Raw genomic sequence first — 25,307 nt, 5'->3', positions numbered from 1 at the left:
CCCGGGTAAACATTCACCCGGGTGTTCAGATAGCCTGACAGGGGCCGGTGTCGTCAGGCCAGGGTGTCAGCAGGTCAAACCCGTTTTCCGTTACCGCGATGGTATGTTCCCACTGCGCCGAGAGAGAACCGTCCAGCGTCACCACCGTCCAGTCGTCCGGCAGCACGTCAGTCTCGTCCTTTCCGGCATTGATCATCGGCTCAATGGTAAAAATCATCCCCGGCTTCAGCCGCATCCCGGTACCCGCTTTACCGTAGTGCAGCACATCGGGCGTGTCGTGATAGACCTGCCCGATGCCGTGCCCGCAGTAATCTTTCACCACCGAAAACCCGGCCCTTTCTGCCACCTGCTGAATGGCCGCGCCCACATCACCCAGGCGGGCACCCGGACGCACTGCACGGATCCCCGCCACCAGCGACTGCCAGGTGACGTCCACCAGCCGGCGGGCCTGTGCCGAAGGCTCACCGACAAAGTACATACGGCTGGTATCGCCGAACCAGCCCTCTTTGATCACCGCCACATCTATATTGACGATGTCGCCGTCCTGCAACGTCGTACTGTCCGGGATACCGTGACAGACCACGTGATTGATCGAAGTACAGAGCGTACGGGTGTAGCCGTGGTAGCCGATATTCGCCGGGATAACGCCCAGCTTCTTTACGATAAAATCATGGCAGCGCCGGTCTAACTCATCGGTGGTCACGCCAGGGCGAACGAAGGGGGCGATCATCGCCAGGACCTGTGCAGCGGCATGGCCCGCTGCGCGCGCATATTCGATTTCTTCCGCTGTGTGGAGGGTAACCATATTTTCAGACCGCCTTTTCATTCATCACATCGCCGTTCAGTAGGCGTATAAGATCCATTCCCCCTTCAAGCTCCGTCTTCACCAGCGCTTTTGCCAGCTGATGGTGAGTCAGGTTGGGATAGAGTTCGGCCAGCATGCCGATTTTCAGCCAGTGCTCAGCCTGGGCGTTTATCGAGCGGCTCATGGCCTGACTGGTGATGCGCAGATTCTCATGCATCAGATCCGAAATTTTTACGATCCCCATACCACACCTATACGAAACATATATATAACGTATACTGTCAGAGTTTTTGGCAGATGGCTACAGAAAAGGGATGGAATGAGATAGCAGAGACCTGTTAGCCTGGTACCCGCTTTACCGGGTTTACGCTATTCTGCTACAAAGTTATTATGGCGAGGCACTCAGGCAGATGATGATGACGCTCTGCCACAGCAAAACCAGAGTCATAAGCACTACTGTTTAAGGAAGTTAATGAATATTACAAAAAAGTTTAATGCCGTATGCATTGAAGGCATCGATGAAGATGATGTACTCACGCTGGCGGTGGGTGACGATAAGCACAACCCTAAAAATTTCGTCATCATCAGTAAATTTGAGGAGGAGGATCTGTCAGCTGATGAGTGCATTGGTTTTCAGAGTGAGTCTACTCCCTATGAGATCCCGTCCGCTATTGAAAATATTGAATGCAGCAGCAGTGAACTGGTCATTGCACTCACTGACGAGGCAGAAAAAATAGCCGGTTTTAAAAAAATTCAGGCACTGTTAAATAGCTCAACAGACCTCAATATACTTAAAAAATATTTACATGCTATTTTTGATGACAGCCGTATTCCACTTATTTTCAGATAGATAAGTTCAGGAAAATATGAAAATCTGTGCTCGAACAGGCCTGAACCTGACTCATAAGGCTACCTGGAGTATATGCTGCGCTGGTCAGAATCTGCCACTGGGTAAAGTCGATTCTGTGGCAGAAAGGCTGGTAACTTTTAATTGAAGGTCTCTTAAAAAGAGATAATCACCCATCGCATTTAGAGTAGGGAGAATTAATATTCATCACTCCCAGGAAAGATAATATACGGCCGCTTCTTTCAAGATTTTACCCGGGCAGGTGAAAATACCCTGCTGACAGAAGGTGAAATACCCCCTAAATACCTGATGTATTTGCAAGAAAGGAATGACAAACCCTGTTTATAGCATATGCGCCATGCCTCGGTTTTGAGCCGGACATCTTCCCGCGATATTAACCCGCTCTCGTTCAGACATCCCTGCCGCAGCCTGCCGTTGATGGGCACCATCGTCGTTTACATATAAGTCCTGGGGCGGGCAGATTTAGTTGGGCCTGCCATCACCACCCCCTTTTGCCGGCACGACATGCAGCATCGCCCTGGCGTGGATCAGGTTGGCCTCCCATTTTCAGCTGCAGATCTGCCTCTCCCCGCTGCCGCATTTGTTTAGGCTCTGAAGGATCATTCCCGCCGTATTTTGCCACCACGTACAGAATGTGGCATCGGATATACCCAGCTTGCTGCAGATGTCCGGCACCGACATAACCCGGTCAGTCTGCTTCAGGGCAAGGACAATCTGCTCTTTGGCGGAGGGAGACTTTTTCATCGGCACCACCTCCATTTATGAGAGAAATGCTCATTCAGCAACACTGTTTCTGAGTGAAGCAGGTACCCGGGCCCTGGTAAGCCCAGGAAAGTTGCTAGAAAAATTCAAGATACCCAGGATTTTAGTGAAAAAACCCAGCTAACCATTAAAAATCAGAATAAGCATTTCCATTTATTATTTTAATATCTCATCGCGTAATAACATTATCTATGAAAAATCTTAAAACACCTCACTCCCATTGTTTTTTATTTTTCTCAAAATTGACAGCCATTACGATATGCGTATAAATTTAAAAAACCAAAGCACTCGTTATTTACTGGACCCTGCCCTCCCCATGGAAATACTAATCACTTTGGAGTAAGTGATGATTAAAAATAAACAGAAAAGCATTTAAATGCCTTTCCTGGATTCATCGTGATAAATGTTTCTTCATGTCAGCAGAAAACATAATACTCACACAGATAAAAATGGAATTGTGAATGAATAATATATTTAAGACAGTGTGGTGTGACGCAAAAGGAATGTATGTTGTTTCTTCTGAATTTGGAAAGGGATGTTTCAAATCAAAGAGTTCTTCAGGGTTAATGAAAAAAAATCCCATTTCATTAGCACTGAAAAGCGTAACTGCCTTTTTAATTATAGCAATCCCAGCATTTAATACTTCAGCTGCTAATGTGCAACCTACGTCGAATAATATTGATGCTACTCACTCAGCGCTAAATGGAGAACTTTCCATTGCCGGAGGCTCCGTCAATTCTTCCTGGGCCACTGACAATCAAAATATGCAAAATGCCGGTTCTGGTCGTGATTATGGTATAGCTCTCGGAGCTTTATCAAAAGGTTTTTGGGCGAGCGTTGCAGTTGGGGACTCTGCTGAGGGCCGATCTTTATATGGCACAGCATTAGGCCCTCACGCTAAAATAGATGACAGCTCCGACTACGCTGTTACCATTGGGCAGAATTCAAACATCAATAAAAGTAATAATGGTATTGCTCTGGGATCTAAGGCTCTGTTAAGTAATGCTGAAAATTCGGTGGTAATAGGTGCCAATGCCTCTGTTAATGGTGCTAAAGGTGCTGTTGCAATAGGTTCTGATTCTATTGCCGAAAATGATAATACTGTATCTTTCGGATCCTCATCCCTGAAGAGAAAACTTATTAATTTAGATACAGGAACGTTATCAAACAATTCATCAGATGCCGTCAACGGCTCACAGCTGTATGCCACCAACGAGGCAGTGGCGAAAAACAGCACTGACATTGCCAGCAATACCAGCAGCATTACCAGCCTGAGCAATGATATTTCCTCCGGCAAGTCGGGGTTGCTGCAACTCAGCGAGGATGGCAAATCACTGGTGTTTAACGATGCAGCAAAAGATGCTCTCACGTTTAACGCCGGCAACCGTGTCATGACCGGGGTAAAAGCCGGCAGACTGGCGGCAGGCTCCACTGACGCGGTCAACGGCTCACAGCTGAACGCGACTAACCAGGACATTGTGCAGAACACGACGGATATTGCCAATAATACGACCGATATTCAGACCAGCAGGGAAGATATTGCAGCAAACCGAAACAATATTGCCACCAGTAAGACTGACATACAGGATCTGGTGTCCGGCAGAACCGGCGTGATACAGATGAGCCAGGATGGCAAGTCACTGGTGTTCGGTGACGTGGTTAAAGATACGTTAACCTTCAACATCGGTGATCGTGTGATGAACGGTGTGAATGCCGGGAAGCTGTCTGCGGACTCTGATGAGGCGGTGAACGGCTCACAGCTTTTCACCACCAACGAGGCTGTGACGCAAAACAGCACTGACATTGCCAGCAATACCAGCAGCATTACCAGCCTGAGTAACAATATAGCCTCCGGGAAGTCGGGCCTTATCCAGCTGAGTGACGATGGCCAGTCGCTGGTGTTCGCTGACATAGCAAGCAGTGCAACGCGATTTAACGCGGGTAACCGCGTTATCAGTGGTGTGAATGCCGGGAAGCTGTCTGCAGATTCTGATGAGGCGGTGAACGGCTCACAGCTGTACGCCACCAACGAGGCAGTGGCGCAAAACAGCACTGACATTGCCAGCAATACCAGCAGCATTACCAGCCTGAGTAACAATATAGCCTCCGGGAAGTCGGGCCTTATCCAGCTGAGTGACGATGGCCAGTCGCTGGTGTTCGCTGATATAGCAAGCAGTGCAACGCGATTTAACGCGGGTAACCGCGTTATCAGTGGGGTGAATGCCGGGAAGCTGTCTGCAGATTCTGATGAGGCAGTGAACGGCTCACAGCTGTATGCTACCAATACAAAAGTAGATAAAAACACTAGCGACATCAGCAGCATGTCAGATGCCATTTCAAAGGGTAAAACGGGAATTGTGCAGTTGAGCGATGATGGTACAAGCATGGTCATCAGTGATGCTGCACAAGGCGCCGATACATTAAATCTTGGCGATCGAACTATTTCCGGTGTTAAAGCGGGTGAGCTAAGTGAAACCTCGACTGAGGCCGTCAATGGGTCACAACTCCATGCTACTAATCAACAGGTTTCACAAAATACCAATTCGATCAAACAATTAACGAATGATGTTAAAAGTGGTAAAACCGGTGTAGCACAGGTTAATGGCAACAAAATCGTTTTCGACGACAAAGGTCAAGGCACAACCACTATTGATGCGGGTAATCGTGATATTACCAACATCAAAAAGGGAGAGGTATCAAAAACATCCTCGTCTGCTGTCAATGGTTCTCAGTTATATGACACCAACATGAAGGTTGAAAATAATACTGCGGAAATTGCAGTCAATAAAAATGATATCAAGACAAATAAATCGGATATTGCGGTTCATAGTCATCAAATTGCCAATCTGGAAAGTTCATTTTCAGAAATGAATGGAGCATTTAAAAATCTGACAAAGGAAGTTGATAAGAATAAGAAAAGGGCTGATGCAGGTATTGCTGGAGCTATGGCGATGTCAGCTATCCCCTACGTTAGTTCACAGGATGTTTCTTTCGGCATGGCCGTTTCTGGATATCAGCAGCAGGGAGCATTAGCTGCAGGTATGACGTTCAGAACAAGTGATAACTCAGCGATAAGATTAAATACTTCCTGGGACTCCCAGCATGGCAGCGGTGTGGCAGCAGGATTTGCCGTTGGCTGGTAGGCCGGATAATGAGTGAATCAGGCCCGAAAAGAACCTAATGTCGCTCATTTAAGGAGCCGTTGAATATTCCAGTAGTTGTGTTAAAAACCGTAATCTTCGATGAGATTACGGTTTTTTTACAGGCATTTTCATAATGTCAGTATCCCGCCTAAGCACACCATTCACCTGAGAGACCTTGCGGCGTAGACAATCTGCCAACGAAGGTGGGTGCTCCACGACACGAAGCATGCCATAACGCTGTTTTACTTTTTTGCGAACAGCTGCATCACAGATAAGCCTGAACTGCGTGACACAAACATGGCTGATAACTATGTAGATGCCAGACAGACCAGCCGCAACAAGTTTTTCCGCCCCCACTGAGTATTACAAGTTTCAATAAGAAAGGTAAAAAGATCGTTCCGGCCCTAAAGACGGCATAATACTGATATGGCAGTATAAAGCTGATGTACCACACAGGAGAAGTTCTCAGTGATTGATGATTCCGCACGACGCTGGTTGCTCGCGCTTTCAGCCCCGATGGTGGCGATAAATGCCGGGTCGGGTGCCGCCTGGGACTGCGATCAGTTTTATCCTTTTGATACCCGCGTTGACCTGAAGGGTAGCTGGGGCATTGATTCACGCGAACAGTTGTTTGAGATGATTCTGAGAATGATCGACAACGGCCATGCAGAGGATCTGGCTCATTATTTCAGACTGTGGCACCGGCTAAGCCTGACAGAGTGGCAGGATTATGTCGCGCATCAGACGCCGGATGTACAGGCTAAACTGGCTCTGGTGGCGGACAGCGCCGTGTTGTGCGGTGACGGCGGGATCCGTGCCTGGGATTTGGCCAGGATGGGCTTTCTTTGCCGCATCGGGCTGCTTAACGGCTGGATAACGCCGCCGGAAAACCTGTGGTTTCACACCCGCCTTGGCGTGCGGGCGCGCTACTATTACTCCAGTTGGCAGAACTACAATGCCGGTTTCATCACCGGCAGACTCTACTGGCAGTCACTCAACGCCTCTGACGCCGATGCCCGACGTTATGCCTTTAGCGCAGACGCCGGTAGCACCACTAACATTGAATTAATGCGCCAGCTTTACACGCATCCGGAGAGCCCGATATCCCAGCTTCCCTGGCATATCGACGTGCCTGAAATGGATAAACCCGCATCATTGCCGGAGATGGACCTATGAGTAATCAGCCATGTTGGGCAATCCTGGGCATTGAACCGACAGAAGATCAGCAGGTCATTCGCCAGGCCTATCGCGAACTGCTGCCCACGTTTCATCCGGAAAGCGATCCGGCAGGTTTTAAGCGTTTGCGTGAGGCCTATGAACAGGCGCGAAAAGGCATGGAAGCAGCACCCGCCACCCTGTTGCCTGTTGAACCGCCGGTTACAGCAGCAGATACCGACCCCACAGGTCTGCTTGATGCTTTCAGCAGGCTACTCGCCTCTCCGGCTGAGCGTTATCTGCCTCTGAGCTGGCAGCGGTTTATCAGCCGGTTGGACGATCACCCCGTCGCCACTGTCGATCAGCTTCGCTGGCCGTTGCTGGAGACCGCTTTGCTGGTGCACCCTGTTTCTGCTGACTGCCTTTTACTGCTGGCTAACCGCCTGCAGTGGCGGATGCGTCTGCCGGAGCTTGATCAGGACACGGCGCGGCGGGCAGACGAGCTGCTGGACTTTGCCGACAGTGGCGACATGTTCGATCTTGCCACGCTGGCCCCTCTCAGCCTGGCAGCACAAGACGAAACGCGGAGTTATTTCCATCAGGTCCGGCATTTTTACTGGGAACAACCGACGGGCTGGTTGCGCTATCTGCTGGAAGAACCGCGTGTCATTTTCTGGCCATCCTGTCCGCGTCTGATGAATCAGGTCGTACGCTGGTTTAATGTCGCGGCGACATCGAACGCGATAATGCGTGACTACTGTCTCGGGCAGCTTGAACGCCATCCGAATGATCCGGAGTGGCTCTATCTGAGCGCCAGCCACTGCGGCATGATGGGGGATAATGAAACCGCTTTCCCACTGTGGCTGACCCTGCATGAGCAGTACCAACATGCTGAAGCTGAGCAGTGGTTGCTGGCCTGGTGTGCCCGCCATTTTACGGATTATCTTCCCCTGCTGATTCAGGCCTTTGACCGCCCGGAATTTGCGCCTGTCGACTCCGCCACCGGCGATAATGAAAGCGCATACCGACCACAGGCACAGTCCCCGCAAACGCTGGTGCGCTGGGCCGAAGCAACGCAGGTCGATGTTTCGCCCCTGGCCGCTGACTTCATCAGCTGGAAATCGGGCCGCTATCGCCCACAGGTCATGTTCGTGCATCTTTTGCAGGAAGATGGCACAGATGAACTGCGGCATCTCTACTGGCAGGCCAGCATGTTAACCCTGGGCAATGAAGCGTTGCTACAGGCGATCGTCGACCAGCCGGTTTCCGGCACGCCGCTGCAAATGCTTATCTTACGCGGTCTGCAGCGCCAGGCCCTGCAGCGTCTGGCGTGGCTTCAGGGCTCACCGGTGGTGGCAGAGTTCAGCGCGTGGTTATCCGCGCCTGAAGAGACGCCGTTACCTGAAAGATTTGCCGACAGTGAGGGGGCGGCCTGGAAGCAGAGCATCGCCTGGTTATGGCACTGGCGGCCGCTTCCCCGGCACAGCCTGACCCGGCTGGCGCAACATGCGGCCTATGGCGAAAGTGTCTTGCCGGCGCATACCAGCTGGCTGTGCTATCTCATCGAAAATGCCGCGATTACGCTACCGGACGACAGCCAGACGCCACCACGTGATGCGCTGCGTCAGGTGATGTTGCTGGTGGCGATGCTCGACCTTGAGGTTGATAACATCGCCCTGCTCAGCCAGCTGAAAGATTTTCCGCTGGATGAATCGCACCCCTTCTGGCCGATGTATCAGGTATTTACCCAAATTGACCTGGCCCGGGGCGATGAAGTCAGCCAGCTGAAAAGCCACCTTGAGCTGAACAACTCACTGCATTTCAACTGCTGGACCCGGCTGCCCGTCAGTATCGAAGAATGCATTGCCCGGCGTGATGAGACCTCGTCCAATGCCACCCACTATTTCTATCGTTATCAGCCAGCGTGGCAGGAGCGCCTGGGTCAGTCGCCCTTCCCTTATCAGGCCCTGTTCCATGCGATTTTTCTGTCGCATGAGAATGCGAGTTATGCCCAGCATCATCTGGAAGCCCTGGAAGCGCTCACCGCTCACTCGCCGGAAGACGTCGCCTTTAAACAGCAATTACTGTTGCGCCAGCGGCCGGTGTTGCCCCCTGATGAAATGCTGCCCAACGGAGCCCTTCACGCGCCGGCGGTTGCCCGGGGGATCCACCAGCTTGGCAGCAGTCCGGAATATGTACTGGACGCAAAGCTGCGTGACGCTGCTGAAGGCTGTGCTGACGATCCCGATGCAGACATCACGTTGCGATTAGCGGCAGCGACAATGCTACAGATCAATACCAGCCGTCAGAATACGTTTGCGGAATACCCGCAGCGCCGCAGTTATTTCTGGCAATTCTGGCGAGTCAATTCACGCCTGGGGCGGGTGGGGCTGGTATTGCAGATTGCGCTGGGAAGCAAGCTCGCTGTCCTGTTTGTGAACATGATTTTGGTTGAGGGGCAGCTGGCAAATACCGCCCTGTCGGCACTGCTGATCGTAATGAATCTTTACAGCGCTGTCGTCCGACGTGGGCGGGATTTAGGTCTGGCCTCTGCGGATAAGCTGAAAGAAATTAAAATACCGGTACTCAGGCTGCTGGGGATGTATCTGTTCAAACGCGGCATGCCTGAGCCAAACCGCTTTGGGCCTCCGCCGGGATGGTGGCGTAAAAAAAGCAAAAAATAAGTATATGCCGCCCGTTTGACGGGCGGCCGTTCTTTACCGGTTACGGGGTCATGTCCTGCAGCAGCGCCTCCAGACGCTGACGCAGCGGGGTGATATGGCTTTCCTGTTGGCTGGCTAACGCTGTTTCAAATTCTTCTAACCACAGACCAATCTGTCCCCGGGTGTCCCCGAGCGACTGCGCCCAGGATTTCTCTAAACGCGCCAGCAAGTTGCGGTTCACCAGCGTGTCACGGGGATGAATTTTCACCGACGCTAAACGTTCACGACTGCGCTGTTGCTGTTCAGGACTGAGACCAATCGGGCTGTGATCGATCACTTTACTGAATGACTCACCGCTGTCAGGCAGGTTGACGTCCACTTCCAGCAACCCGTTGATGTCATAGCTGAAACGCACGTCGATATTCTGCAACGCGCCGTTGGGTTTCACCGGCACCTGTAATTCATCAATAAAGATATTGTTGGCGACCAGGGGGTTTTCGCCCTGATAGATAGCAATGCGTATCATCGTCTGTTCGGCATGGCGGGTGGTGAAGGTCTCCACCCGTGAAGCCGGTACGACGGTATTACGCTCCAGGATCGGTGAAAACAACCCACTCCTGTGGTCGCTGGCAGTAGCAATGCCCAGCGTATATGGGCAGACATCGGTGAGGATCACCTCTTCAATATCTTCATTACGCAAGCGACAGGCCGCCTGGGCGGCGGCACCCAGCGCCACAATGGTGGCAGGATCCAGATGTTGATGCGGTAATTTACCAAACAGCTTCACCACCAGTTTCTGAATCACCGGCATCCGCGATGCCCCGCCCACCAGCACCAGATGATCAAGCTGTTCCGGACGCAGTCGGGCGTCGTGCAGCGCCTGTTCGATGGGGGCACGCAGCCGGGTCATCAGCGGTAACCAGATCTGTTCCAGTTTCTCCTCATCAAATGAGAGCGTCCAGGTCTGCTCCTGCCACTGCCAGCGCAGCTGCTGCACAGCGTTATGCTGACCGAGCTGGCATTTGAGCTGTTCAGCACAGTCGTACAGGTGCGCCAGTTCCGTGGCGGGGAGCATCTCCGCAGTGAGTTTCCATTCACTGAAACAGGCCTGAATAATCGCCTGGGTAAAATCTTCGCCACCAAGATAGTTGTCGCCGGCAGAGCCATGCACTTCAATCAGTGGCAGATCATACTCCAGCACCGTCACGTCAAAGGTGCCACCACCAAGATCAAATACCAGCGTCCGGCCGGTGTTCTGGGTATGTAAGCCGTAGGCCATAGAAGCGGCGGTAGGTTCGTTAATCAGCCTGACCGCGTTGAGTCCGGCCAGTTCTGCGGCAAAGCGGGTCTGTTTACGTTGTTCATCGCTGAAATAGGCAGGGACGGAGATCACCACATCGGTGATCTCCTGACCGAGGTAGGTCTGGGCATCCGCTTTGAGGGATTTAAGCACCAGCGCCGACAGCTCAGGCGCATCGAAGGTTTCTTTTCCAAGCCGGAACTGTTTCTTACTGCCCATAAAACGCTTAAAGAGTGCCGCCGTTTGCTGCGGATGGGTTGTCAGACGCGACAGTGCCGGGCGACCAATCAGCATACGGCCATCATTATCCAGACTGACCACCGATGGCGTGAGGTATTCATTTAATGCATTGGGGATCAGCCGGGCCTGCCCCTCCTGCCAGACACTGATCAAACTGTTGGTGGTGCCTAAATCAATGCCGATCGCCGGGACAGCCATCTTCAGTTCCGTCATGATTCTTTCTCATCAATGATGTGTTAAATGGATTTTATTCAATCGCATTGAATTATAGAAGCATTTGTCATGCCCCTGCGTCACAACCCCTTCTCAGGGGAACATGACGCAGGCAAACCCTGTTATGGTCTCCCGCTCAGCTTTTCAGCCTGCCGACCCTCTGCGGCCAGGGATCGTTAAACGCCCCCCCGCCCTGCCACCAGGCGATTTCCTGCTCAGTCAGAAAACAGCGGTGCAGCGCGAGGCAAAAATCATCCAGCTGATTTCGCTGTCCGATCACCGTCAGTCGGCAGCGCCGGTCGCCAAAACGCCCCGGCTGCGCATCCAGCTGCTGTTGCAGTATACGACGTTCTTCAGCCCCAAGATGGTTGTCTTTGTGGGCGAGTATCCCGGCTTTCCAGTAGCTGATAAATTCCAGGCCAATACTGCCTGATGCCTGATTCCATAACAGCGCCAGATCGTCCCGGCCAGGCAGCCAGAAAAAACCTTTACTGCGGTGGATCCCCTCCCCCAGCTGCTGCTGACAGGTGTCCCACAGCCGCCGCGGATGAAAAGGACGATCGTCCTCGATCACCCGCGATTCAATCTCATAGGGCTGGCCGTTGCCGGACGGCTGTTCAACGACCTCCTCCAGCTCATCAACCAGCTTCGCCACACGGTGGAAATCATACTCCGGTATCGCCAGCACCTCCTTCAGGGGCAGGTTGCCCCAGGGGAGCGCTGTCACCCCCACGCCGGGATTAATCTGATGGAGCGCGCGGGCAATCGTCATCACCGCACCGGCGGGCAGGCGGTCGGTTTTAGTCAGCATCAGATGACTGCAAAACAGAAGCTGCTCCGCCAGCAGATCCTCGATCCCGCGCCGGCGCTGGCGAACATTATCCTGCCAGCGCGGAAGCAGTGTGCTGGATCCGGCATAGTCGTTTTGCAGCATCACCGCATCCATCAGTGACAGCAGACCCTGCAGTCTGACGCGGGGGTGGTCGCGCAACAGCTTGATCAGCGGAAGCGGATGGCTGCTGCCGGAGGTTTCAAGGAAAATATGGTCCGGCCGCCGCCCTGCCATCAGCGTATCCAGCGCGGCAGCAAGTCTGACAATGCCGCGGCTGCTGCTGATGCTGTCGGCAGAAATGGTAATGAAATTATGCTGTTCACGTCCGATGATTTCCGTGTTGGCAATCAGCACGCCGTCGATATCCAGCTCACTCATATCATTAACAATCGCGCTGACGGACAGATGCTGGCGATGCGCCTGCATCAGCAGGCTTTTTAACAGCGTGGTTTTGCCTGCACCAAGAAAACCATTGAGGACAGTAAGGGGTATGCGCTGCATCGGGTGTCGTGATCCTGAAGGTAAAAGGTCTTTTATTGATACGTTATATTATAACAACAAAATACCCGTTTGCGGCGGTTGCTCAGCGTCAGGACATATTAAGCCAGGATTTCCGTGATGTGATCGATGCGATCATTGCCGGTGATGGGAGGGTTGGCGGGCTGGGTAAGCGCTATACGCGTATCGCCGCCTATCAGCAACCACTCTGGCGGCGTTAGGGTGGACTGACCAATCCGAGCGATATTGAGCAGGTGATCGCCCATACGCTGCGTGCGGCAGAGAGCCTGCGTACTGCATTAATAACTTAGTAGCATTAGGCCTGCGAGGTCAGTGAAGATGCAGTGACATGATGCTTATTGAAAAATAAGCGTTTCTTTCATTAGCCATCTGAGGCAGACCGAAAAGAGATAGTTAATGTGGATAAATTTCCTGTTCATGACATCCCTGGGTCAGCCCACACATGATCAGGAAATTTATCCACAGAAACGGGGGATAATCCGGTGCGTAACTTGCTTTAAACGGGGAAAAACCTTCTGGAAGCTGTTATCAACCATTTGATTTAAAGACTATTTTTTTGCACGTTCGGCAACTTCTGCCATCACACGTTTGTGGCTGATTTTATCGCCGATTGTTTTGTACCAACCGGCCAGCTTTCTGACATCCGTAAGGGGGACTTTCTCTGCGCGATCGTACGCCGTCAGACGGGTCCGGTACTGCTCCATAATGGTTATACAGCGACGAGCCCAGTCCCCTTCCAACTCGGATCCCGCCACCGCCCGCGGCCGGCGCGGGAATTTTGGCCTGAGGGGCTTGCTGGCTTCCGGGGTCGATTCATCCACGTAGGAAAACTTGATTGACACGACGGTGCGGCCTTTTTTGACTGGCTCCCAGATCACCGAAATGTCGGTATTTGCGTTAATACGTGCCAGCGTTGGCTCCAGCAACTTCTGACGAAAGTCGCGATAGTCCTCGTACTTGCCCTGAAGACCTGCCTTTTCGCGCATCCAGTCGAGCGCCAGGGTTACTTCAATAGCCTTACTGGATTTACGGCCATACAGGTTTTTCGCCTTGATCAGCCAGCCGTACAGCCGTACGGAAAAAGAGGTATCAAGCTTGGCAATATTGGCAAAATTGAGCTTGGTGAACGACTCTTTCAGCTCGTAGAGATAGGGGGCCACATCCTGTCCAAAGCGCAGTACGACGGCACTTTGCTCGTCACTGCTGACATATTCAAGGCGGGAAAACCACGACAGTTGTACGGTTCGCATCTTGCCGGTCTTACGATCGGGAAGATAGATGGTCACGGGTTTTTTCATCAGACTTTCTGCGGCTTCCCGCAGCTGACGGTGGCTGCTGGTGGGGTTAAGGCCGTAAATACGCTGATAATCATGGGGAAAAAGACGGTAGAGCGCATCGGGCTGAGGTTTCCTGCTGTCAATCTGGGCGAGCGCAAGGTTCAGCAAACGCATTTCGTCCAGGGTGACGCTGTACGCGCCCTCCAGGAGGTCATTACCTTGCACGACCGTCAGTTTGTTAAGCTCCATTCTTGCAGGATCCCTTTGTGGAATGTTCAGCAAAGTATTCCACACAAAAAATATTGAGGTAAAGTGAAATATTTTCGTTATTTTATATTTAAAGTCAATGCCTTACAAAGAACCCAAGCGCATGGGAACATAAAATCTTTCCACATTGGCCTGTATCAGGATCGTCTTTCACGCTGTAACGATCCTTTTTAGCCCCCCTGCCTGACATAAAATTTCTCCACGTAGCACCCATGCCAGTAACAGAAAATCCCTCCACCTTTAGCAGCCCTCCTACAGGAAATTATTCCACATCAGCGCGACAGCCAGTACAGGACAATGAAACGGCAATACGGGTTATAATGATTGACTCACTTATTCAACAGGTTAAGCCCCATGCTTTGCAGGAAATCTTTCCACATTACCGCCTTTAACTTACCCTGCTGGCGTACGTTCTGGCGATCAGCTGATCGTTCAGCAGGAAAAGTCTCCACCTTTCACAGAAAATTTATCCACGTATCCCCGTGCTACGGCACTCAGCATAAAATGATTCCACATATCAAACAAAGGTGACATTGTCACATCATCCGGTACTGACAGAAAATTTCTCCACATTAGCTCAGTGCGGCGTCCTTTCCGCCAACAGGAAATCATTCCACGTAAAAATGTGCAGGCAGATTTCTTACCGAAAATGTCTCCACGTATAAATTATATGTTCTGGTAACTTATTGGTATAACTCGTTAAAATATGCCCATCGCAAGTGCCCCCTGAGACGTTACAGGTTATATTACAGTGACGATGTCATTTTAATGTGACCGGCAACAGGAGTGACACACCACATTCAGGCGGAAAGCGACGAGAGGAAGACGGCATCAGAAAGGATCGTGAAGACAGTTATCCACAGAAAATGTCTCCACATAATAATATTTCGATAAATCATAAAGTTATCAACAGAAAAAAACTCTACATTTAACAGGAAATCATTCCACATCAGACAGAAAATCACTCCACCTGACGCAGGAAATCACTCCACATATTACTCTGTAAGGCGCTGATCCTTAAAAGAAAAAACAGCCCTTAAAGTTAAAGATCTAAACAAATAAAAAGAAAAACAAAGACGATGAGATCTCTTTTTTAAAAGGATCCTCCCCGGGATCGCGTTTCAGAACGGTGCCGGACTGCTCAGGAAGGATCCGAGGTTGACCAGGCCGCAGGCTATCGGGCTTCATTCTCGGGCAGCCAGCCTTCAATGAGCTCTGTCAGAACGTCTTTCATTTCGCGACCCTGCATAAAACAGGCTGTTTTGAAGCGACGGTGAAGTTCTTCGTCAATATTCGTTTGCAGTTTTTTTACTGCGCCAGTGACAGGCTTACTGACCGCATCCAGTGCGGGTGCCAGCTGACGATGTTGTCCCAGTTTCATTTTCATGCCAGTAACTCCAGGATCTCGTTAGTCATCACTTCAATCTCCCCTTTCGCATTCCCGTCGGTTGTATCGAATACCGTTCCGCCATCGAGCATCGTGCGGATATACACCTGACGCTGCGTTGTTGCTGTTTTGAGCGCAGGTACACCCGTATCCTGGATAGAGTCTTTCAGGACTTCGAGCATACGCGTTGACGCCACTTTTTTAGTGATCAGGAAGCGGGCGATCACCGGCTGCAAATTTTCTCGTGCTTCGACAACGGCAAGAATGGCACCACAGGCGGCGAAATCAAGCGGCGAAGGTGTGACCGGGATAAGAACCAGGTCGCTGACCATCACTGCAGCAGATGAAATGGCAGTAATCGCTGCAGCACCGTCAATCACCACATAGTCATATTCTTTTAACTGCTTACGTACGGTATAAACCTCTTTTTCAGAAGCCGCCTCAGCAAGGTCAAATTTGCACTTTGCTTCATCGTACCAGTTACTGATACTGCCCTGAGGATCGGTATCAACCATCACCACCTTATGCCCCTTTCGGGCAAGGCAGGTGGCAATGTTGATGGAGGTAGTGGTCTTCCCTACCCCACCCTTTCCGTTCAGGAAAGAGATGATTTTTGTCGCCATGACGCACTCCTGCAGGATTCCGGCTGGTATCCCGGGATGACAGAATCCCGGGATTATAGGATTTTTACATCACAGGATTCTGTCATCCTGTGATACAAAGATACCGTAATCAGCGATTGCAAACAATATCCCGGGATTTTATAATCATGTAATCATGTAATCATGTAATCATGTAATCATGTAATCATGTAATCATGCAATCTCAGGATTGTAGAATCCTTCTCTTATCCCCTTTTTCTTTGCACACCGCTATGCCTATTTATCTGCATGACGTAATGTGAAAAGGGTGATTCCATAATCATTGAATCATTGAATCATTGAATCATTGAATCATTGAATCATTGAATCATTGAATCCTGAGATTCCCACCATTACTGTTTGTTGTCGTTTAGATGGATGATAAAATTATCCTGAAATCCTGAAATCCTGAAATCCTGAAATCCTGAAATCCTGAAATCCTGAAATCCTGAAATCCTGAAATCTTCTTATTGACACTCTCCTCCTGTATCCTTTGCAGTATGCTGAGATGCTGAGATGCTGAGATGCCTGCTATTGATTACCCCTGTCAGCAGTAAATAATACCTGGCTGAATCCCTGAATCCCTGAATCCCTGAATCCCTGAATCCCTGAATCCCTGAATCCCTGAATCCCTGAATCCCTGAATCCCTGAATCTCTGAATCTCTGAATCCCTGAATCCCAGGATTATGAGGTGAGTGTGAGATAAAGACATCGGTAGGGTTTACCGGTAGGGGAGGGGGGAAGCGGATAGCATTATCCCCCGGCTCATTTAGCGGGGAAAGGCAGCAAGCAGGGTATCAATAGCACAGCGAAGCCGTCGGGGCATCGCCGGGGTTTTCAGCCATACGACATAGACGGGCAGACCCGGACCGCGCGATCCCGGCAACAGCTCGACCAGGTGACCGGTGCGAAGATCTTCACTGACCAGCCAGCGGGGCAGTTGGGCAATACCATACCCTGCAAGAGCGGCGGCATACACGGCGCTCATGGTGCTAAAACGCCGCCGGTCGTCGGGCTGCCAGTGAGTCAGCGTATGCACCGCTGTCTTCAGCAGCCACGGCTGCGTACGCCCCTGTTCCAGCAGCGTCAGATGGGGGAAACCCGCCAGGTCGCTGATGTCTGCTGGCGAAGGCCGATCGGCCAGCAGGGCAGGGCAGGCACAGAGCAGGAGCTGCTGCTCGCCCAGCTGTCTTGCTGTCAGATCGGCATGCTGGCCCGGGTCGCCAATACGAACGGCCAGATCCATCCCCTCAGCCGCCAGGTCGGTGCGCTGCGTGGAGAACTGCATGTCGAGCGCCAGCGCATCCCACTGTTGAGTGAGCGGCAGCAGTACGGGCAACACCCATTTTTCACCGAAGAGGGGAGGGGCGCTGATCCGCAAACGACCCGCGGGCTCACGGGCATGCTGGGCCAGCCGGTTTTCTGCGGCATCCAGGCTGGCGAGGATGTGCAGGCAGTCTTCGTAAAAGCGCCAGCCTTCGCTGGTCAGAGACAGCGAACGTGTGGTGCGCTGAAACAGTTTTACCTGCAGACGGGCTTCGAGACGCGCAACGGCTTTCCCAACCGTGGAACGGGACTGGCCAAGCTGCTCCGCCGCCCGGCTGAATCCGCCCGCCCGGGCCGCCTGTACAAAAGCACGAATGCTGTGGAGTCTGTCACTGTTGATCATCTCAGCCCCTGAATGACGATGTCGATTCGCCAGTATGACGAAATTATCGCGTAAAAGAAGACAGAAATTCGTGTCAGGCTGGAGCCATCCCGATTTAAGGAGCCCTGCAACATGACAAACCCGTCATCGCTATACCGACTGCAGGCCGGCATTTGTCTGGCCAGCTTTTTAGGGTGTATTGACTTCACCATCGTGAACACCGCACTGCCGGCCTTACAAAGGCAGTTTACGGTGGGCCCCGGCAGCGTGCAGTGGGCGATGACGCTATTCGTTATGGCACTTTGCTGCTGCATGGTGCTCACAGCACGGCTGGCGGAACGCTTCGGACAGCGTCAGATGCTGTATGCCGGCATGCTGGTATTTGGCCTGGCCTCGCTGGGTGCCGGGCTGTCATCGGGGCTGATGATGCTGAACCTCTTACGTCTACTGCAGGGCGCAGGGTGTGCCGTACTGTACACTGTGACCGCCGCCATACTGGTTGAAGCCGTTCCCCGGGAACGGCGGGGGAGGGCGCTTGGCCTGCTCTTTGCGGCTAATGGACTGGGGCTGGCTGTTGGCCCGGTAGCCGGAGGATGGCTGATGAGCGTGTCCGGCTGGCGATCTATTTTCCTGATCAACGTGCCGCTGATCCTGCTCAGTTTTACGCTCTGTCTGGGGCTGATACCTTCAGCGCCACCATCACCCCGCCCGCGCGTGGATTATCGCGGCTGGCTGCTGATGGTGGCTGGTCTGGTGCCGCTGCTGGTCTGGTCGGGTTATGTAACGCGCTGGGGCTGGTCGGCTTTCGTTTCACTGGCAACGCTGGGGACGGCCATCCTGTTCCTGCTGGTTTTCGTGCGCGTAGAGCGGCGGACGGTACAACCGCTGATTGATTTCAGCGTTTTGGGTTCTGGTGCCTTTTGCCGCGCCTGTGCCTTATCGGTTCTTCTGGCCATCTTTTACTGTGTCGCTTTTATGATGATACCGTTTCGTCTGGTTGAACGCTTCGGTCTCAGCGATGCGCAGCTGGGACTGATGCTGCTGCCGGTGACGCTGGTGATGGCGCTGATTTCACCTCTTTCGGGCAGGCTGGGTGACAGGTACGGGCCGTGGAGGGTGATGACGGCCGGATTTTTTCTGCTGGCCTGCTCCGCGCTGTTACAGAGCGCGTCCGGCAGCACGCTCTCGCTCAGTCGGATCGCGCTGGCCGGGGTCATGATGGGGGCAGGATGGGGGGCGATCCTCGGGCCTTCGGTGACGGCGGCGTTGGATGCCTTGCCGCAGTCTCAGCACGGGCAGGGGATAGGAATAGCCTGGACGCTGCACAACCTCGGGGGCGCACTGGGGCTGGCGGTGGCAACCCGTATGTATCAGTCCGGTGGAGCGGTTTACGGTTATCAGTGGGTGATGTGGCTGCTGGTGTTGCTGTCGTGCGTGGGAGGGGCGGTGGCGCTCTATTCGGTACGCCGCGCCAGCCGGAGACAGCTGGCGCGGGAGGATAACTAGCCCGTGACGGTCTTCGCGGCAAAGCGCTTACGCAGTTTCTGCAGCTTGGGGGGGATTACGGCCAGGCAGTAACGGTTTTCCTGTCCTTCTCCGGCCCAGTAGTCCTGGTGATAATCTTCAGCCGGATACCAGGTGCCATCGGCTTCGATGGTGGTTACCACCGGATCGGTATGTTCAGCCTGAGCACGTGCAATGGCCGCCTGTGCTTCAGCCTCCTGCTCAGGGCAGGCAGGGAAAATAGCAGAACGGTACTGCGTGCCAATATCATTCCCCTGGCGGTTAAGCTGAGTGGGATCGTGCGTGGCGAAACTGATATCCAGCAGATCGCCGTAGCTGATAACGTCAGGATCAAAGCCGATGCGGATCGCTTCCGCGTGCCCGGTATCCCCGTTGCACACCTGCTTATAGGTCGGGTTTTCCGTATGGCCGCCAATATAACCACTTTCCAGTGACTGCACGCCGTTGATCTGTTTGAACACGGCTTCAGTACACCAGAAGCAGCCTCCGGCGAGGGTTGCGTATTCTGTCGACATTTGTCACTCCTTCAGGGGTAGGTCTGCTGTTTGACTAAGAATGTGAGATTAACCTTAGCGCGTTACGGTGGGACGTCAATGCGTTTTTCATCTTCACCCTCCGTCCATACTTCCTGTCTGTCCGGTACGGCAGGCTGATAAAAGAGATCGGCGTCTACCTTTTTTCTTAGTTTATTTCGGTATGAACTATAACCGTTGGTTATTGGCTGTCGGCGTTCTTAGGGAAGAAAATGGCGGTAATTTATAACGTATTGATTTCTGTCAATACCTTATTAAAAAAGGTGTCTTTTGAACATTTCACTTACCGCCCGGCTGGCTCAACATATTTTAAGCCATCATCCCGGCGAGCAACAGCGGCGTTATGCCCGTGACGGCGTAACGGATTATTTCGCCTGTCTGTTTCCTGTGCTGCACGGCAGTGTCATCGATAGCGGTCTGGATGCGGTGTTTCGCGTTTATCCGGCCGAACACTCTCTGGAAAACCTCGCCTTACAGCTTGGGTATATGAGCCATTCGCTCGATTTTGATGATTATCATACCGATTTTCGCGGTCATCCGACGACCGTGGTGCTCTCCGCACTGCTGGCGTTAAGTAAAGATCGGAGCTCAGTCACGCCGGAACAGTTTCTAGATGCTTACATCGTGGGCGTCGAGCTGGCAGGCCGGCTGGGGAAAGCCATCGGCACCCGCCATTATTCTGCCGGTTTCCACAGCACCGCCACGCTGGGCACCGTTGCGGCGGCGGGCGCTGCCTGTCGTCTGCTGGCTCTCAGCACGGCGGAAACCCAGGTAGCCCTCGGGCTGGCGGCGACCCAGGCCTCCGGGCTGCGCAGCCAGTTTGGTTCAGCGGCAAAGCCACTGCACGCGGGCCTGGCGGCACGCAGTGCGGTCAGCAGCGTACAGCTGGCACAGGCAGGGTTTGGTGGTCAGCGCAGCGGTGTACTGGACAGCTTTCTGCAGACGCTGGGCTTTGGCGCCGCTCAGCCGCAGGCGCTGCTGAGCGGCTGGGGTCAGCCGTGGCGCATTGAGGAGCCCGGCCTGGAGTTTAAACGCTATCCAACCTGCGGCGGCACGCACAGCGCGGCAGAAGCGGCATTCGTGCTGCGTGAACAGCTGCTGGCCGCCGGGGAAGAAATAACCCCGAATGTGATCGAACGCATAGAGGTTGGTTTCCCGCCGGGTGCGGATACCGCTGCAAATATTGTCACCCCGCAGAATGGAGTGGAAGCGCGCTTCAGCCTGGAGTACGTCATTGCTGATGCACTGATCAATGGGGGCGTGGCGCTGGACAATTACAGTGAAGCCCCGGTGAAGCCCGCTATTGCGGCGCTGGCGTCACGTGTCACCCGCCGGCCGGATCCCACCGCACCGGCCGACGAACTCGATCCTGATCGCCGTTTTCACTGTGTCACGCTGTGGCTGAGTGATGGCCGAACCCTGAGCCACTGTGTTACCCGCCGCGAAACCGCGGCCGCTTTCACCGATGTGCAGGCCAAATTACAACGCAGCCTTGCGGCACTGCCGGCTGCGCAGGCGCAAACCCTCCTCACGGAGGCCCGTCTGCCCGACGCAGCCGCACTGCACCGTCTTATTTTTCTGATTTGCCAATAACGAAAAGGATCTCTTATGTCTGTGCAAAAAACGTCGTCACGTCAGCTGCGCCTCGGTCTGTTTGTTCAGGCGCTGGGCCACCATGTCGGCGGCTGGCGCGCGGAAGGTGCCAAGGGGTCGCCAACCGACGTTGACTGGTTTACCTGGATCGCCAAAAAAGGCGAGGAGGGGAAGTTCGACATGTTCTTCGTCGGTGATGCGCTGGCCACCAGCGTGCACCGTTTGCCCTCCACCATGTCCCGTCTGGAGCCGCTGACGCTGCTGTCGGCGCTGGCCGTACAGACGCAGCACATCGGTCTGGCCGCGACGGCATCGACCACCTTTGACCAGCCGTTCCATCTGGCGCGCGCGCTATCGTCCGTCGATCACATCAGTCGCGGCCGCGGCGCGTGGAATGTGGTGACCTCATTCTCTGCCGATGCTGCGCGTAACTTCAGTCGTGAAGATCTGCCGTCACATGCGGAGCGTTATGACGTGGCGAGAGAATTCCTTGATGTCACCTTCAAGCTGTGGAATGGCTGGGAAGAGGGAGCCATCGTGCGTGAAAAAGAGACGGGCCGGTACTCTGACGAAGCAAAAATCCACGCCGCGAACCACAAAGGAAAATACTTCCAGGTCCAGGGCCCGCTCAATATTGCCCGCTCCCCGCAGGGGCGTCCGGTGATTATTGAAGCTGGTTCTTCTCCGGCGGGCCAGAAGCTGGCGGCAGAAACGGCAGAGGTGGTGTTTACCGCGGCGGCGTCGCTGGAAGAAGGGCAGGCATTTTACCGCAGCCAGAAACAGTTTGTCCGTGAAGCCGGGCGTCATCCCGACCATCTGCTGATCCTACCGGGAGTGATGCCGATCGTGGGGCGCAGCCGCGCAGAGGCACAGGAAACCTGGAACCAGCTGAACGAGCTGGTGGACCTCGACAACGGCATTGAGCAGCTGTCAGCGCGCTTTGGTGTAGACATGACCGCGTATCCTCTGGATGGCCCGGTACCGGAAATTGGTGGTACCGAAGGCGGGCAGAGCCGCGTCAAGCTGCTGACCGAACTGGCAGCTCGCGAGAATCTGACCCTGCGCCAGCTGGCCGCCGTAGCCGCCGGTTCTCGTGGGCATCGCGTGGTCGTCGGCACGGCCGAAGAGATTGCCGATGACTTCCAGCAGTGGCTGGAGCAGGACGGGGCCGATGGTTTCAATATCATGCCTGCCGTCCTGCCTAATCAGCTGGAACTGTTTGTTGAGCTGGTGGTGCCTGAGTTACAGCGTCGCGGCCTGTTCCGTACTGAATACCAGTACTCAACCCTGCGTGAAAACCTTGGCCTGCCGCCGTTTGATGAAAATTTTGCCGCCGTCCCTGCACTGGCGACTGATAAGGAATAAACGATGAAATTCTCTGCCCTGACCGCCGTTCTTCTGGCTCTGGTACCGCTGTCGTCAGCCCTGGCGGCCGATCGGGACGTGGCGTTTACCAGCAGCGTTAAAGCCAAAGAGGATGCGACGCTGCACGCCACGCTGCCCGCTGAGATCCTGAAAAAAGGCTATATCGTGGCGGGAACTAACCCCAACACGCCGCCGACCACCTTCTATCAGGCGGATAACAAGACCCTGGCCGGACGTGAAATTGATATCGTCAGCGCCGTAGCCGACCGTCTGGGTATTGCGGTGCACTGGCGGGATACCGGTGGCTTTGACAACATCATTCCTGGCCTGAAATCCGGCCGGTACGATCTGGCAGCGTCGAATATCGATGCCAATAAGAAACGCCTGCAGCAGGTGGATTTTGTCGGCTATTACAATGCGTCAAAGCTGGCGCTGATTGCCCGAAAGGATGCCGGGCTGGGGCCGTATAACACTTTTGATGAACTCTGCGGAAAAACGGTAGGGGCCGGGGCGGGCACCTCGCAGATCACCCGTCTGCAAACGGCCAGCGATGCCTGTGTCGCGGCGAAAAAACCGGCCATTACTATCCCGGTGTTTCCGGATCGTCCGGCGGGAGTTCAGGCCGTCATGAGCGGTCGCGTACCAATGTTCTTTGGCCCGTATGAAGGCCTGCGCTATCAGGCCAGCCAGGTCAAAGCGCTGACGCTGGCTGGCGAAATCACCATTGAAGATACCATTGTTTCACTTGCGCTGCCGAAAGGGTCGCCGCTGGAAAAACCGGTACAGGCTGCCCTGAACTCGCTGATCAAAGACGGAACGTACCAGCAGATCCTCGACAAGTGGGAGATCGGCTTTGGTGCGGTGAAAACCGCCGGTCTGAATGAAGAGATCGCGAAATGAGTGTCAGACCTGACGACCCCAGCGCCGGGCTGCGTATCGTCGGACACCGTCACTACGGGCGCTGGTTCAGCGCCCTGATTGTGCTGCTGCTGGTGGTACTGATGGGATCGTCTGTAGTCAGCAATCCGCGCTTCGAGTGGGATGTGGTGGCGCAGAACCTGACGGAAGCCTCGATCCTGAATGGCGTGATCATGACCCTTAAATTGACGGCCATCTCCGTTCTGCTGGGCTTTGCCGGTGGAACGCTGCTGGCGTTGATGCGCCTGTCCGCCAACCCGGTGCTGGTGGGGGTAAGCTGGGCTTATACCTGGTTCTTCCGTGCGGTGCCGATGCTGGTGCAGCTGTTCCTCTGGTACAACATTGCGGCGCTGTATCCTAAGCTATCGTTTTTCCTGCCGTATCTGGGGGAAATATGGAGCGCCAGCACTAATGAAATCATCAGCCCGTTCAGTGCGGCGGTGATTGCGCTGGTCATGCACCAGTCGGCGTATGCAGCCGAAATCATCCGCGCCGGGATCCAGAGTGTTAATCCGGGGCAGCTGGAAGCGGCTAAAGCGCTGGGCTATCGTCCGGGCCAGATTTTCCGCCAGACTGTGCTGCCACAGGCAATGCGTACCATCTTGCCGCCCGCCGGGAATGAGGTGATCGGTCAATTGAAAACCACCGCCGTTGTCTCGGTGATCGCCCTGCAGGATGTGCTTTATTCCGCACAGATTATTTATCAGCGCACCTATGAGGTGATCCCGCTGCTGCTGGTGGCCACGGCCTGGTATTTGCTGATGACTTCCGTACTGTCAGTGGGTCAGCACTATGTGGAAGTGTGGTTCAGCCGTGGCAATACGCCGGTAAAAAAACGCTGGTTCCGCCGGGCAGTTGAACAACAGGAGCATCAGTCATGAGTGAGGCGATCAGCCTGCGCGGTATTCACAAGCAGTTCTCTGGCCGCACGGTGTTGCAGGATATCAATATGGATATTGCCGCCGGGTCTGTGACGGTGATCCTCGGTCCTTCCGGATCGGGAAAATCCACGCTGCTGCGCTGCATTAACCATCTGGAAAAACTGGATGCCGGAACCATTCACGTCGGCAAGTCGCTGGTGGGCTACCGGCGTAAAGGGCAGCATCTGGTCGAGCTACCGGAAAAGAGCGTCGCCGAACAGCGCCAGCGGATTGGCATGGTCTTCCAGCAGTTCAACCTGTTTCCACACCGGACGGTGCTGCAAAATATCACCGATGCTCCGCTGCGTATTCGCCGGGAAAAACGCGCGGTCGTGGAGGCGCGTGCGCTGAAACTCCTGGAGCAGGTCGGGCTGGCGCATCGTGCGCAGGCCTGGCCGCGTGAGTTATCGGGCGGTCAGCAGCAGCGTGTGGCGATAGCCCGCGCGCTGGCGATGGAGCCGGAAGTGATGCTGTTTGATGAACCGACCTCCGCGCTGGATCCAGAACTGGTGGGAGAGGTACTCCAGGTGATGAAACAGCTGGCGCATTCGGGCATCACCATGGTGGTGGTGACGCATGAAATTGGCTTTGCCCGCGAGGTGGCCGACAACATCGTATTTATGGATAACGGGCAGGTGGTAGAGAGCGGTGATGCCCGCACGCTGCTGGACAATCCTCAGCACCCGCGCCTGCGTGAATTTCTGGCCAGCGTGCTTTAAGGCAACTGAGCCTG

At 53.8% G+C, this 25,307-nt stretch carries 21 protein-coding genes; 11 read left to right on the top strand and 10 right to left on the bottom strand.

Annotated elements, in window-relative coordinates:
* Positions 1–25 precede the first annotated feature (25 nt).
* Together map and IFU29_RS19970 are read right to left on the bottom strand one after the other, a co-directional pair.
* Positions 26–805 (bottom strand): type I methionyl aminopeptidase, encoded by a 780-nt coding sequence (map, locus tag IFU29_RS19975; protein WP_191935450.1) that lies wholly within the window; start codon positions 803–805, stop codon positions 26–28.
* A gap of 4 nt (positions 806–809) precedes the next feature.
* Entirely contained in the window at positions 810–1,049 is a 240-nt protein-coding gene (locus IFU29_RS19970; RefSeq protein WP_191935449.1) for a ParD-like family protein, read from the bottom strand.
* A 228-nt stretch (positions 1,050–1,277) separates the two neighbouring features.
* Here IFU29_RS19970 and IFU29_RS19965 point away from each other — a divergent pair, with 228 nt between their 5' ends.
* Positions 1,278–1,655 (top strand): hypothetical protein, encoded by a 378-nt coding sequence (locus tag IFU29_RS19965; protein WP_191935448.1) that lies wholly within the window; start codon positions 1,278–1,280, stop codon positions 1,653–1,655.
* A 564-nt stretch (positions 1,656–2,219) separates the two neighbouring features.
* Here the strand turns inward: IFU29_RS19965 and IFU29_RS19960 are convergent.
* Positions 2,220–2,417: a helix-turn-helix domain-containing protein gene (locus IFU29_RS19960; RefSeq protein ID WP_191935447.1), complete on the bottom strand. Its 198-nt coding sequence runs from the start codon at positions 2,415–2,417 to the stop codon at positions 2,220–2,222.
* 479 nt (positions 2,418–2,896) lie between these two features.
* Between IFU29_RS19960 and IFU29_RS19955 the strand changes: the two genes are divergently transcribed.
* The 3 genes from IFU29_RS19955 to IFU29_RS19945 all read left to right on the top strand — a co-directional run bounded on the left by IFU29_RS19955 (position 2,897) and on the right by IFU29_RS19945 (position 9,417).
* Complete coding sequence (locus IFU29_RS19955) at positions 2,897–5,578, top strand: ESPR-type extended signal peptide-containing protein (protein WP_191935446.1); 2,682 nt, start codon at positions 2,897–2,899, stop codon at positions 5,576–5,578.
* Positions 5,579–6,046: 468 nt separating this feature from the next.
* Entirely contained in the window at positions 6,047–6,754 is a 708-nt protein-coding gene (locus tag IFU29_RS19950; RefSeq protein WP_342214493.1) for a DUF1266 domain-containing protein, read from the top strand.
* Positions 6,751–9,417, top strand: coding sequence for a hypothetical protein (locus tag IFU29_RS19945; protein ID WP_191935445.1), 2,667 nt, complete (start codon positions 6,751–6,753; stop codon positions 9,415–9,417). The genes IFU29_RS19950 and IFU29_RS19945 overlap by 4 nt, the downstream gene beginning before the upstream one ends.
* 40 nt (positions 9,418–9,457) lie before the next feature.
* Here IFU29_RS19945 and IFU29_RS19940 read toward each other — a convergent pair whose 3' ends face one another.
* On the bottom strand, positions 9,458–11,140 hold the full coding sequence (locus IFU29_RS19940; protein ID WP_423244850.1) for an Hsp70 family protein: 1,683 nt from the start codon (positions 11,138–11,140) through the stop codon (positions 9,458–9,460).
* Positions 11,141–11,285: 145 nt separating this feature from the next.
* Positions 11,286–12,482: a CobW family GTP-binding protein gene (locus tag IFU29_RS19935; protein ID WP_191935443.1), complete on the bottom strand. Its 1,197-nt coding sequence runs from the start codon at positions 12,480–12,482 to the stop codon at positions 11,286–11,288.
* A gap of 35 nt (positions 12,483–12,517) precedes the next feature.
* On the opposite strand from IFU29_RS19935, the gene IFU29_RS19930 reads away from it, so the two are divergent.
* Positions 12,518–12,700, top strand: coding sequence for a hypothetical protein (locus tag IFU29_RS19930; protein WP_191935442.1), 183 nt, complete (start codon positions 12,518–12,520; stop codon positions 12,698–12,700).
* A gap of 348 nt (positions 12,701–13,048) precedes the next feature.
* Here IFU29_RS19930 and IFU29_RS19925 read toward each other — a convergent pair whose 3' ends face one another.
* The 4 genes from IFU29_RS19925 to IFU29_RS19910 form a co-directional block, all read right to left on the bottom strand.
* Positions 13,049–14,026: a replication initiation protein gene (locus tag IFU29_RS19925; RefSeq protein ID WP_191935441.1), complete on the bottom strand. Its 978-nt coding sequence runs from the start codon at positions 14,024–14,026 to the stop codon at positions 13,049–13,051.
* 1,192 nt (positions 14,027–15,218) lie between these two features.
* Complete coding sequence (locus IFU29_RS19920; protein WP_191935440.1) at positions 15,219–15,431, bottom strand: plasmid partition protein ParG; 213 nt, start codon at positions 15,429–15,431, stop codon at positions 15,219–15,221.
* Positions 15,428–16,054, bottom strand: coding sequence for a ParA family partition ATPase (gene parA, locus IFU29_RS19915; RefSeq protein ID WP_191935439.1), 627 nt, complete (start codon positions 16,052–16,054; stop codon positions 15,428–15,430). Before parA ends, IFU29_RS19920 begins: the two co-directional genes overlap by 4 nt.
* A 788-nt stretch (positions 16,055–16,842) precedes the next feature.
* Positions 16,843–17,742: a LysR substrate-binding domain-containing protein gene (locus IFU29_RS19910; RefSeq protein WP_191935438.1), complete on the bottom strand. Its 900-nt coding sequence runs from the start codon at positions 17,740–17,742 to the stop codon at positions 16,843–16,845.
* 111 nt (positions 17,743–17,853) lie between these two features.
* On the opposite strand from IFU29_RS19910, the gene IFU29_RS19905 reads away from it, so the two are divergent.
* Positions 17,854–19,227: an MFS transporter gene (locus IFU29_RS19905; protein ID WP_191935437.1), complete on the top strand. Its 1,374-nt coding sequence runs from the start codon at positions 17,854–17,856 to the stop codon at positions 19,225–19,227.
* Here IFU29_RS19905 and msrA read toward each other — a convergent pair.
* Entirely contained in the window at positions 19,224–19,760 is a 537-nt protein-coding gene (gene msrA / locus IFU29_RS19900) for a peptide-methionine (S)-S-oxide reductase MsrA (protein WP_191935436.1), read from the bottom strand. The two genes, IFU29_RS19905 and msrA, sit on opposite strands and share 4 nt — an antisense overlap.
* A gap of 288 nt (positions 19,761–20,048) precedes the next feature.
* On the opposite strand from msrA, the gene IFU29_RS19895 reads away from it, so the two are divergent.
* From IFU29_RS19895 to IFU29_RS19875, 5 genes are read left to right on the top strand one after another with little or no spacing between them, the layout of a single operon-like run.
* Positions 20,049–21,371: an MmgE/PrpD family protein gene (locus tag IFU29_RS19895; protein ID WP_191935435.1), complete on the top strand. Its 1,323-nt coding sequence runs from the start codon at positions 20,049–20,051 to the stop codon at positions 21,369–21,371.
* A gap of 15 nt (positions 21,372–21,386) precedes the next feature.
* A complete protein-coding gene (locus IFU29_RS19890) occupies positions 21,387–22,736 on the top strand; it encodes an LLM class flavin-dependent oxidoreductase (protein WP_191935434.1) in 1,350 nt (449 codons plus the stop codon).
* Positions 22,737–22,739: 3 nt separating this feature from the next.
* The gene (locus IFU29_RS19885; RefSeq protein WP_191935433.1) at positions 22,740–23,636 is read left to right on the top strand and encodes an ABC transporter substrate-binding protein; all 897 of its coding nucleotides are present in this window, start codon (positions 22,740–22,742) and stop codon (positions 23,634–23,636) included.
* The gene (locus tag IFU29_RS19880) at positions 23,633–24,535 is read left to right on the top strand and encodes an amino acid ABC transporter permease (protein WP_191935432.1); all 903 of its coding nucleotides are present in this window, start codon (positions 23,633–23,635) and stop codon (positions 24,533–24,535) included. Before IFU29_RS19885 ends, IFU29_RS19880 begins: the two co-directional genes overlap by 4 nt.
* Positions 24,532–25,293 (top strand): amino acid ABC transporter ATP-binding protein, encoded by a 762-nt coding sequence (locus tag IFU29_RS19875; protein ID WP_062748801.1) that lies wholly within the window; start codon positions 24,532–24,534, stop codon positions 25,291–25,293. Before IFU29_RS19880 ends, IFU29_RS19875 begins: the two co-directional genes overlap by 4 nt.
* Positions 25,294–25,307: the final 14 nt, after the last annotated feature.

Source organism: Erwinia persicina (genome assembly GCF_014838825.1).
Lineage (GTDB): Bacteria > Pseudomonadota > Gammaproteobacteria > Enterobacterales > Enterobacteriaceae > Erwinia > Erwinia persicina_A.
This window is presented reverse-complemented; position numbering and strand designations above follow the sequence as displayed.